Source organism: Streptococcus sp. DD04 (assembly GCF_001578725.1).
Lineage (GTDB): Bacteria > Bacillota > Bacilli > Lactobacillales > Streptococcaceae > Streptococcus > Streptococcus sinensis.
In genome coordinates, this window is record NZ_KQ968981.1 from 74485 (window position 1) to 85554 (window position 11070).

11 protein-coding genes are annotated in these 11070 nt (G+C 44.3%); 3 read left to right on the forward strand and 8 right to left on the reverse strand.

From position 1 onward, the window contains the following. Positions 1-7: 7 nt before the first annotated feature. Positions 8-997, reverse strand: a complete 990-nt coding sequence (gene dhaK, locus STRDD04_RS09400; RefSeq protein ID WP_062201768.1) for a dihydroxyacetone kinase subunit DhaK — start codon at positions 995-997, stop codon at positions 8-10. Positions 998-1214: 217 nt separating this feature from the next. Between dhaK and STRDD04_RS09405 the strand changes: the two genes are divergently transcribed. Further along, positions 1215-1811, forward strand: coding sequence for a TetR/AcrR family transcriptional regulator (locus STRDD04_RS09405; RefSeq protein WP_062201770.1), 597 nt, complete (start codon positions 1215-1217; stop codon positions 1809-1811). Continuing rightward, complete coding sequence (locus STRDD04_RS09410) at positions 1808-2374, forward strand: NAD(P)H-dependent oxidoreductase (RefSeq protein WP_062201772.1); 567 nt, start codon at positions 1808-1810, stop codon at positions 2372-2374. Before STRDD04_RS09405 ends, STRDD04_RS09410 begins: the two co-directional genes overlap by 4 nt. A 44-nt stretch (positions 2375-2418) precedes the next feature. On the opposite strand, the gene purB is transcribed toward STRDD04_RS09410, so the two are convergent. From purB to purD, 7 genes are all read right to left on the reverse strand, one after another. Continuing rightward, on the reverse strand, positions 2419-3714 hold the full coding sequence (purB, locus tag STRDD04_RS09415) for an adenylosuccinate lyase (RefSeq protein ID WP_062201773.1): 1296 nt from the start codon (positions 3712-3714) through the stop codon (positions 2419-2421). Continuing rightward, a complete protein-coding gene (locus STRDD04_RS09420; RefSeq protein WP_062201776.1) occupies positions 3668-5437 on the reverse strand; it encodes a KAP family P-loop NTPase fold protein in 1770 nt (589 codons plus the stop codon). The genes purB and STRDD04_RS09420 overlap by 47 nt, the downstream gene beginning before the upstream one ends. An 18-nt stretch (positions 5438-5455) precedes the next feature. Then, positions 5456-5683, reverse strand: coding sequence for a hypothetical protein (locus tag STRDD04_RS09425; RefSeq protein ID WP_062201778.1), 228 nt, complete (start codon positions 5681-5683; stop codon positions 5456-5458). A 9-nt stretch (positions 5684-5692) separates the two neighbouring features. After that, a complete protein-coding gene (gene purK / locus STRDD04_RS09430) occupies positions 5693-6784 on the reverse strand; it encodes a 5-(carboxyamino)imidazole ribonucleotide synthase (RefSeq protein ID WP_062201780.1) in 1092 nt (363 codons plus the stop codon). Beyond that, the gene (purE, locus tag STRDD04_RS09435; protein WP_062201782.1) at positions 6771-7259 is read right to left on the reverse strand and encodes a 5-(carboxyamino)imidazole ribonucleotide mutase; all 489 of its coding nucleotides are present in this window, start codon (positions 7257-7259) and stop codon (positions 6771-6773) included. Before purE ends, purK begins: the two co-directional genes overlap by 14 nt. A gap of 34 nt (positions 7260-7293) precedes the next feature. Then, positions 7294-7410 (reverse strand): phosphoribosylaminoimidazole carboxylase, encoded by a 117-nt coding sequence (locus STRDD04_RS11550; RefSeq protein ID WP_079114924.1) that lies wholly within the window; start codon positions 7408-7410, stop codon positions 7294-7296. A gap of 88 nt (positions 7411-7498) precedes the next feature. Continuing rightward, positions 7499-8761 (reverse strand): phosphoribosylamine--glycine ligase, encoded by a 1263-nt coding sequence (gene purD / locus STRDD04_RS09440; protein WP_062201784.1) that lies wholly within the window; start codon positions 8759-8761, stop codon positions 7499-7501. 320 nt (positions 8762-9081) lie between these two features. On the opposite strand from purD, the gene STRDD04_RS09445 reads away from it, so the two are divergent. After that, positions 9082-11028 carry a GBS Bsp-like repeat-containing protein gene (locus tag STRDD04_RS09445; protein ID WP_062201785.1) on the forward strand — a complete coding sequence of 649 codons (1947 nt, stop codon included), beginning with the start codon at positions 9082-9084 and terminating at the stop codon, positions 11026-11028. The last annotated feature ends 42 nt before the right edge of the window (positions 11029-11070 follow it).

Sequence of the window (11070 nt, forward strand, 5' to 3'; positions counted from 1 at the left end):
CACCTCCTTACCAAGCGGCTGTCGTGACAGGACTATTGAGAGCTGTCAGCCAGTCTGGCTGATCCAGCTGGATAAAGGTCAGAGAAATACCCGCCATATCAATGGAGGTCATGTAATTACCCAGCTTTTTATAGACAACTTCGACTCCAGCATCTGCCAAGAGATTTGCTACATCGGCCGCAAAGACATACTGCTCCATGAGCGGTGTTGCACCCATACCATTGATGAGAATGCCGATCTTCTTACCAGATTTGAGTTTAACAGACTGACTGAGCTTTTCGACTAATTCCTTGGCTAAGTCCTTAGACGGCTGCATCTTTTCCTTGCGATAGCCTGGCTCACCATGAATGCCAATACCGAACTCTATCTCATCATCAGCCAAAACAAAACCAGGCTTGCCGACTTCCGGTACGGTTGCCCCGCTCAGAGCCAAGCCAACTGTGTGAATGTTTTTGACCAGCTCATCAGCCAAAGCCTTGATTTCAGTCAGAGATTTGCCTGCACGCGCCGCATTTCCAAGAATCTTATGGACAAGAATGGTACCTGCCACTCCACGGCGGCCTTGAGTATAGAGGCTGTCTTCCACTGCGATATCGTCATCTACGACGACACTAGCCACCTCAATCCCTTCCATCTCAGCCATTTCCTGAGCCATTTCAAAGTTCATGATGTCGCCGGAGTAATTCTTAATCACCATGAAGACCCCAGCTCCCTCATCTGCTTCCTTGATAGCCTGCAAGACCTGATCAGGTGTTGGCGAAGTAAAGACTGCTCCGCAAATAGCAGCTGACAGCATGCCCTCGCCGACAAAGCCAGCGTGGGAAGGCTCGTGACCGCTCCCTCCACCAGAAATCAGGCCAACCTTGCCCGTCTTCTCACTCTTACGGGCAATGATGTCAAAGCCCTCGACCCGATAAACCAAATCGCTGTGAATATAGGCCAAGCCATCCAACATCTCGTCCACAACTGCTGTTGGATCGTTGATAATTTTCTTCATAGGTGTCCTCCGTTTCTCGTCGCTTTTCTAAAATTGAGCATTTTGCCCTAAAAAGAAAGCGCTATCATTTTGATATCATTTTAACATTTTATCTTACCGAAAGCAAATTCCGCCATGGTTTAGCCCAGAATAAAGCTGTAAATTCGTTGACAAGAAAAAGTAGACAGTGTATACTAAAGATAGATAAGTAGACAGTGTATACTTTTGGAGGGGATACATGAAACGCAATACTGCCCAGCTGAAAGAAGATCTCATTCAAACGGGGATTGAAGAAATTAGAAAACACGGAATTGAACAGCTCTCTCTCAGAACTGTTGCCAAGGCCTGCGGTGTAACTCACGGCAGCCCTTACCGCCATTTTGAGAGCAAGGAAGGCTACCTCAAGGTGGTTTTGACCCAGCTTTCGCTGTTTCTCAATCAGGAAATCAATGAAAATATTGATGCGACAGGTTCTGCGCGTGATCAGCTGACCCAGCTTGGTCTTAATTTCATTATTTTTGCCAAGACCTACCCTCATTTTTTTGAAGCTCTCTTTATCAAATTTCCTTTTAAATATATGAAGGTGACACAGGACACCATTCTCTTGGAGTCTGACCTGCCTGGATTTGATAAATTTAAGGAGCTTGTTTTAAAGCTTCGCAAGGAGGAAAATTTTAGCAATAGCGAAGCAGAAAGCCTCTTTCACTTTTGGAGCTTTATCACAGGTCTAGCCGTTCTAGCCAACAGTCCTATCGGACAAGACCTTGATCCTCAAGCCATCCAAAGCACGATCGACCACATGCTTGACATTTATATCAAAGGAGAACGATCATGAAAACCTTGATTATTTACACCCACCCCAGCCCCACCGGCTTTAACCCCGCCATTCTCAAAGAGGTTCAAAGCAATCTTTCTAAGAAGCATGAGGTGAAAACCTTGGACTTGTATGCTGAAAATTTTGACCCTATCTTACGCTTTGACCAAGAACATAGACGCCGTGACCTGCACAAAGACCCTGAAATGGCAAAATACAGGGATTTGATTACTTGGGCAGACCATCTGATTTTCATTTTCCCTATCTGGTGGAGCGGTATGCCGGCCATTCTTAAAGGCTTTATCGATCGCGTCTTTGCGGCTGACTTCGCCTACTCTTATAAGAAAGTCGGACTCCAAGGCCACCTGCAAGGCAAGTCCGGCTGGATTATCGTCAGCCATAATACTCCAGGTTTTGTCCTGCCTTTTGTCCAAGACTATGGCAAAGTACTTAAAAATCAAGTCCTGAAACTTTGTGGTATTTCTCCAGTCAAACTGACAGAGCTCAACGGAGTAGAACGCAAAACAGACCAACAACGCCAAGAAATGCTCAAGAAAATCGGACAGCTGGCCAGTCAAATTTAAGATAAAGCAAATAGGCGCTTCTTAGGGAGCGCCTATTTTTTTGTTTAATCCAGCCCCACGCGCTTGAAGATTTCATCCACGCGCTTGGTATAGTATACTGGGTTGAATATTTCATCAATCTCTTCCTGAGTCAGGCGGGAAGTGACTTCTGGATCCGCTTCGAGCAAAGGCTTGAAGTCCAATTGATTGTCCCAAGACTGGGCAGTTTTTGGCTGCACCAAATCATAAGCCTGCTCCCGCGTCATGCCTTTTTCAATCAAGGTCAACATAGCCCGCTGGCTGAAGATGAGACCAAAGGTTGAGTTCATGTTGCGGATCATATTTTCTGGGAAGACGGTCAGGTTCTTGACGATATTACCGAAGCGGTTGAGCATATAGTCGATGAGGATAGTCGTGTCCGGAGCGATAATCCGCTCAGCTGATGAGTGGGAAATATCGCGCTCATGCCAGAGAGAGACATTTTCATAAGCTGTCACCATGTGGCCGCGAATGACACGCGCCAGACCAGTCATATTTTCAGAGCCAATAGGATTGCGTTTGTGAGGCATTGCTGAAGAACCCTTTTGTCCCTTGGCAAAGAACTCTTCCACCTCGCGCTGCTCTGATTTTTGCAGACCACGGATCTCGGTCGCCATGCGCTCAATAGACGTCGCAATCAAGGCTAGGGCTGAGAAGTATTCAGCGTGGAGGTCACGTGGCAGGACTTGAGTCGAAATCTCTTGTGGACGGATGCCTAATTTCTCACAGACATAGCTTTCCACAAATGGCGGAATGTTGGCAAAGTTCCCAACCGCACCAGAGATTTTCCCAGCTTCCACACCCGCAGCCGCAATCTCGAAACGCTCGATGTTGCGCTTCATTTCGCTGTACCAAGTCGCGAGCTTAAGACCAAAAGTCGTCGGCTCCGCATGCACCCCGTGGGTCCGTCCCATCATGATGGTGAACTTGTGCTCCCGCGCCCGCTCTGCAATGATGTCGGTGAAGCGACGCAGATCCTCGCGAATGATGTCATTGGCCTGCTTGTAGAGGTAGCCGTAGGCCGTATCCACCACATCGGTCGAGGTCAGTCCATAGTGAACCCACTTGCGCTCCTCACCCAGTGTCTCAGAAACCGCCCGCGTGAAGGCCACCACATCGTGGCGCGTCTCCTGCTCAATCTCCAAGATGCGGTCAATGTCAAAGCCAGCCTTCTCACGAATCAAGGCCACATCTTCCTTGGGAATCTCACCCAGCTCAGCCCATGCCTCGTCAGCCAGAATCTCTACCTCCAGCCAAGCCTTATACTTATTTTCCTCAGTCCAAATGTTCGCCATCTCGGGGCGAGAGTAACGGTTGATCATGTTGTTTCTGCTCCTTTAATTTATCAATTTCTTTTGAAATTTCCCTTAGTGTATGGTAGAACCACTCATAGATTAATCTGTAATCTTTATTTTTTCCTAACCCTAACTCACTAGTAACTATTGTTATTCCTGGGATATGGTTATAATTATTTTTGTCACTACCATCTTTCCAATTACGTATAGTAACCTCATTGTTTGAAAATTTTTCTTCAAATTTTTTCTTGCTGTCTTTCAATTTTTGATTTATCGATTTATCTTTTATATCACCATAAACTAAACCTATAGAATTTTTATTAGCCTTAAACTCACAATGTAAATCAGATGATTCTTTATTGATAACTCTATAAAATCTTGATGTTACTTTCTTCCCACTGTGTATAAAATTAAAATTCTCCTGATTTCCAATATAGTCAGAAAATCCCTTCCAAAAATCAACATATTGAGTAGTATCATCTTCTAGTTTTCCTACACTCGAAACCGATTCAGATATCTTCAATATCGATTGAAGCTCAGATATCTTATTATCTCCATCAAAAATATTTTTAAATTCATCCATGAAGCTATCAAAAGATTCCGGTTTGTCAATTTCTCCTTGAGCAAACAGCTTAGAATCACCTTTTAAGCTATCAAATCGCTCATCAAGATTATCCATATCTCTATTTAAAAATATAAATACTTCTTCATAACTTAATTGAAGACACAATACAGCTAAGAGTTGTTTTTGTTTATCTATGTCATCGTTTTTTAAGTCTTGAACACGAAGCAATAGGCTAAATGAATTTAGAAGGCGTTTTATATTTCGAGGATTTGTACCAACAGATTTTAAAATAACGTTGACTACATTTGTCATATCATCTGCAGCATCTCCGCCTTTTTGAAAAACCTTCAATCCATCTAGCAATTGTATTACATAATTATTTAAATCATAATTATGGGTTGGTACGGTAAAAGGTACTTGAATCAACTTTTCAAAAAAGTATTCACCCTTTTCCGTATCAATTTCTCCATGATACTTTGTTTTTATTCCTTTCACAACTACACTATAGTCAATTGCAAGGACAAAAACACAATCCTCACTTTCTAAAAATAATTTTAGAACTTCAAGAACTTCTACCGCCCTAGATGGATGTAATCTATCTAAATCATCTATAAAAAAGACAATTCTGTCAACACCCTCTACATCAATAACTTTTTTGACTAACTCTCTAAAAGACTGATTCAGTTTCGTTATTGAATTAATCCCAGAAAAATTAACTTGCTGACTACCTTTATTCATGATTTTATTCTCTAATCCATCCAACTTCAAGTAGCCCAATGTAGAATTTTCCACTACGGTAGATACCACACCAACGGCAATATGGGAAATTAGTTCAAAAGTTTTCCTAACTAATTTTTGAGAATTTTCTTCATATGGCAATAATTCCGCAAGAAAGCTCACTAACTCTGTTATCAAAGCAATTGTCAAATCATTATCAAAATTAAACTGTGAATACTGCCACGTATTAAAAAAAACACTTTTTATATTTGAAGAATCTAACCTTGTCTCAATTTGCTTCATGATACTAGTCTTCCCTGTTCCCCAATCTCCTTGAATAGAAATGGTCATAGGGGTTTTACAATCACAAATAAAACTAGTCAATCCACTAATATAGTTTTCAATATTAAATAAATCTTTTTCTGATGGAATATCTGTTATAGTTCCATATTTTTCATATTTTGTCATTCTGAATCCAATCTACTCCTACTCAAACTCTTCTTTCCCAAGCCATACAGACGGGTAGTGAGAAAATGTGTTCAAATCAGTATCCAATGGCAAATCATAAATCGCCAAATAATTTTCGGGGTATTGAGCAACTAGCTCTTCATGCTTAGCTTTCACTTTTTCTTGATCACTACTAGCAAACAAGACTTCAACGACTGCTCCCGTCTTATCTTTTTCAACAAATGCATTTACGATTATTTGAATCATGGGTTTCACCTAAAAATCAATCCCTTCCCCAAACTCAACCACACTATCCGGTACATCACTAAACAAAGTCACATGTCCCATCTTACGGTTGTGCTTTGCTTCTATTTTACCATACATGTGGAGGTGGGCGCTTGGATTTTCTGCGACATATTTTTCAGTGGCCTCGACATGCTGGCCGAGAACATTGAGCATGACGGCTGGCGCATGCAGGTGGATAGCTGGCAATGGTGCTCCGAGAACACCCAGAATATGGGTGTCAAACTGCGAGAAGTCGCAGGCTTCGATAGAATAATGCCCAGAGTTGTGTGGCCGTGGGGCAATCTCATTGACGACGATGTCGTCAGCCGTCGCAAACATTTCCACGCAGAGCGTTCCAGACAGGTTGAGCTGTTCTGCGATTCGCACCGCCATTGCTTTGGCCTTGTCAGCCAGACTTTCTGAAATGCGAGCTGGGACGATGGTCTTAGACAGGATGTTGTTGCGATGGATATTTTCCTGAACTGGGAAAACCGTCACATCCTTACCATTCCCTGATACAATGACGGAAATTTCAAGGTCAAAGTTGACAAACTCTTCCAAGACACAGTCCGCTGAATCAGCTAGCGAATAGGCTTCTGCCAGGTCTGTCTCTGAACGAATGACCTTTTGCCCATGTCCGTCATAGCCACCTGTCGCAGTCTTGAGGACATAATTTTTCGACAGGTCGATGTCTTCCAAGTCTTGACTAGAAGTCACGACCTTGTAGGGTGCCACGGTGACTTGGGCCTTGTTTGAGAGAAAGTCCTTTTCAAAGATCCGATTTTGAGAAATGCGGAGCAGGTCTGTCCCTTGAGGGAGCTGACCGGCCTTGATGACAGCATCTAGTCCGTCGGCATCGACATTTTCAAACTCATAGGTCAGAACATCACATCGCTCTGCCAACTGACGAAGAGCGTCCACATCATTATAAGGAGCCACGATGATCTCCGCCACGCGAGAGGCAGGGCAGCCCGCCGCAGGATCCAGTGCAATGACCTTGTGCCCCATGTAGATAGCAGAAATGGCCATCATCTGTCCCAGCTGACCGCCACCGATAATTCCGATTGTTTTAGATGAGCTCATTGGTAGACTCCTCAGCGATTTTCCCTTGTTCTTCTGCAAAATCCGCTAGCGCTGCTGCCAGGTCTTGGTCTTCAATGGCCAAGATCCGAAGGGCGGTCAAGGCAGCATTTGTCGCTCCCGCTTCACCGATAGCCATAGTTGCCACAGGTACACCGCCCGGCATCTGTACGATGGAATAAAGCGAATCCACACCGCTGAGCGCGCGTGATTTGACAGGTACACCGATGACAGGCAGAGTCGTTTTAGCCGCTACCATTCCTGGCAAGTGAGCAGCACCTCCAGCACCAGCGATAATGACCTTGATGCCACGGCTACGAGCTTCTTCAGCATGGCGGAACATAAGGTCTGGCGTACGGTGGGCAGAGACAACTTTCTTTTCGTAGGCTACACCAAAGCGGTCTAGTACTTCTGCTGTTTTTTGCATGGTTGCCCAGTCGGATTTTGAACCCATGATGATGGAAATTACTGGTTTCATAGTTAATATCCTTTTCTTTCCTTTCTTTTTTCAATCACCTTAAGTTGTGAGGGACGGCAGCAGCCACCAAAGGTGTCTCATGCCTAAATCGGAAGCCCAAGGTCTTCCAATTTCCCTGAACGATTGGATTATCATCCAATCGTTCTTTCACAACGGCGGTGATTGTTCTATATTAGCTCGCTAACGCTCGCAAACCATACGACCATTATCGTATTGGCGACTGCGTCGCCTTAACACTCTTATTTGTTCGCCTTGCTTCCGATATCCGTACGGTAGAAGAGGCCTTCTGTTTTTTGTTGGGCGAGTTCTTTGTAGATGGTATCTTGGGCTTCTTTGACGGTGTCGGCTGTGGTGACGAGCATATAGACACGTCCGCCATTCGACAGCAGTGCTCTGCTATTTTCCGCAAACTTAGCCCCTGCATAGTAGGTGATGATATCGCCATCGGTTTTGGCTGGCAACTCGACACCCTTTTCATAATCTAGCGGGTAGCCATTAGATGCGACAACCACGCCCAGAGTTACGCCCTTGTCCGTCCAAGTAATGCTCGGCTCCTTGCCATCAAGGATGTCCGTGATATTTTGTGCAAAGTCAGATGTCAATCGTGGCAAGATAATCTGAGTTTCGGGATCTCCGAACCGAGCATTGAACTCGATGACTTTAGGACCATCTGCTGTTAGGATAAGCCCTGCGTAAAGGACACCAAGATACGGACGGCCTTCTTTGATCATCCCTTCAATGACTGGCTTGACAATGGTGTCAATCGCTGTGGCAACCACGCTCTGTGGTAAGTGAGGAACTGGCGCATAAGCTCCCATACCGCCCGTGTTAGGTCCCTTATCGCCATCATAGGCACATTTGTGGTCCTGAGCCGTTGGCATGATGTAGAACTTGTCCCCATTGACAAAGGCAAAGAGAGAGAACTCTTCTCCGTCAAGAAATTCCTCGATAACCACACGCGCACCAGAATCACCGAATTTATTGTCCAAAAGCATCTCATGGGCTGCTTCGACCGCTTGCTCAACCGTCTCCGCAACGACGACACCCTTCCCAAGAGCCAAACCGTCTGCCTTAACCACGATAGGTGCCCCATGCTTTTCGATGTAAGCCTTTGCTTCCTCGAAATCTGAGAATGTGCCATAGGCTGCTGTCGGAACACCGTATTTAACCATAATTTCCTTGGCAAAATCCTTGGACCACTCCAACTCCGCTGCTAAACGAGATGGGCCGAAAGCCTTGAGCCCAGCTTGGTTAAAATCATCCACAATCCCAGCCGCAAGGGCGTCATCTGGTCCGATGAAAGTCCAAGCGATATCGTTGGCCTTTGCAAAGTCAATCAACTTAGAATGTTCGGAAATAGAGATATTCACTAATTCCAGACCATCCAGAGTCATCCCGTCATTTCCAGGAGCTACAAAAACCTGCTCCACACCCTGAGACTCCAACAACTTCTTGGCAATCGCGTGTTCACGACCACCCGAACCAATAACTAAAAGCTTCATAGCTAAGATACCTCAATGTCCAATATCACAGGTGCTAACGCACCAAGCTAACACATCACGTAAAAATCATTGTTTTTTTACGAATTATTTATCTAAATTATATCACAATTGTTCGTTTTATTCTATGATAACCGAGAAAGAATGAAAACAATCTAATCTTACTGAAAATTTATAACCTTTAGTCAAAACATCAAAGATTTCATAAAACTAAATTAGATTAGCAGTTCAATTCCCAAAATTTTAAAAAATTACTCTATTTTCATATTTTTTCCCGAATAATCTAAATGGAATTATCCAAATTTCTTATTCAAAGGAGATCTATGAAGAAATATCAGAAACTGTTTTTATTATCTGGAGCAGCCCTTGGTCTGTTTGCCAGTCATTCCACGGCTCAGGCTGTTGCATCAACTGAAGCTGGAAGCAAAATCCTAGGCCCCACTGATCGTGCCAGCAATGTGACTGTCAATGTCACTGGGGATACGGCACAGATTCATTACGCCCGCTCCAAGGCTCAAGTTCCCTATACCATTTCCCACGCAGTCTGGTCCGACGAAAACGGGCAGGATGATTTGAAATGGTACACCACACCTCAAACATCCAGCACAGCCATTGACCTCCGGCAGCACGCCGGCTATGGCACCTTCCATGTACACACTTACATTAATATCAACGGGAAGATGATAGGCTTAAATGGTACGATCTTTACCCTCAATAAACCCACTAGCAAAACAAGTGTCACAACAGCTGGACAGATTGGCCGCATCAATTTTACGCGAAATAAAGACCAAGGGAACTCAAAAATTGTCCATGCAGTTTGGTCTGATGAAAATGGTGGTGATGACCTTAATTGGTATGAAGCTGGACAAGATAGTACCGAATTTAACCTTTCTAAGCATAAAGGATATGGAAAATATTTCGTAGATACTTATGAAAATAAAAATGGCAAAATGATTTACCAATCGGGCACTACTTTCCATCTCGAAAAGCCCAATCCGACCATTCAAACAAGCTTCCCCGAGTCGGGCATTATGGAAATCCTTATCAAAAATCTTCCTGACACCATGTACAAGGTCACTGTGCCAACTTGGTCTGAAAACAAGGGTCAGGATGATTTGCAATGGTACGAGGCAAGTAAAAATTCTGATGGTAGTTACAGCGTCAGAGTAGAATTGAAAAAGCATCATTACGATACAGGAACCTACCATATCCATCTCTACGGTGAAAGCTATGTCAAGCCTGAATTTACAGGATTAGCAGGAACAACCGCTACAATAGATGCTGGAAAGCTCCCTTCTCCAGAAGAACAAAAACCGCTTTTTTCTGTCGAAAATGTCAATCATGAGCAGGGAACCTATACTGTAAAAACCAGTGAGACTGCAACATCTAAGCCGATTCAGTCCGTCCGCGTTCCCATCTGGAGCACCCATAATCAAAGCAATATCAAATGGTATGAGGCAAGTAATAATGGAGATGGAACCTTTACTGCACAATTTAATATTCGCAACCACCAAGCCTTATCTGGCAATTATATCAATCATATCTACGTCAAATATAAAGATGGCAGCGAACATAGCTATGCGACAGACACCGTCACTCTCTCTGCTGAAAATATCAAAACCAAGGTTTCTGTCAATAAAATCTCTGCCTACAATTACGAAGTGACCGTGGCAGATGCTTTCGGGCCAGGAACGATTTCTCTGCCGACTTGGTCAGAAGTCAACGGCCAAGATGACATCAAATGGTACACTGCTAACAAAGTTGGCAATGGCTTGTATAAATTTACCATCAATACGCAACAGCATGCTGGAAGTGGTCTCTTCCATACCCATGTCTACCGTAATCTCAACGGCCAGTTGACTGGACTTACAGGCACCAGCTATCAGGTTGATAAACCAACTACTCCTGAGCCAACCCTCTACACCCCTGATTATGCAGGAGCCTCCTCTTACCCCTATGGTCAGTGCACTTGGGGAGCAAAAGTGCTAGCTCCTTGGGCCGGTCCTTACTGGGGTAATGGTGGCCAGTGGGCAGCCAGCGCACGCGCAGCTGGTTTCCGGACAGGAAGTATCCCACAAGTCGGAGCAATTATCTGCTGGACTGATGGTGGCTATGGGCATGTCGGTGTTGTCACCCATGTCGAATCCAACACCCGCATCCAAATCAAAGAATCCAATTATGCAGGCAAACAGTACATTGGCAACTTCCGTGGCTGGTTTAATCCCTACGCCGCTGGTCAAGGAGCTGTCAGCTATATTTATCCAAAATAAATCTATTCAAAAACCCTCGGCTTAATGAACCGCACCCCAAAA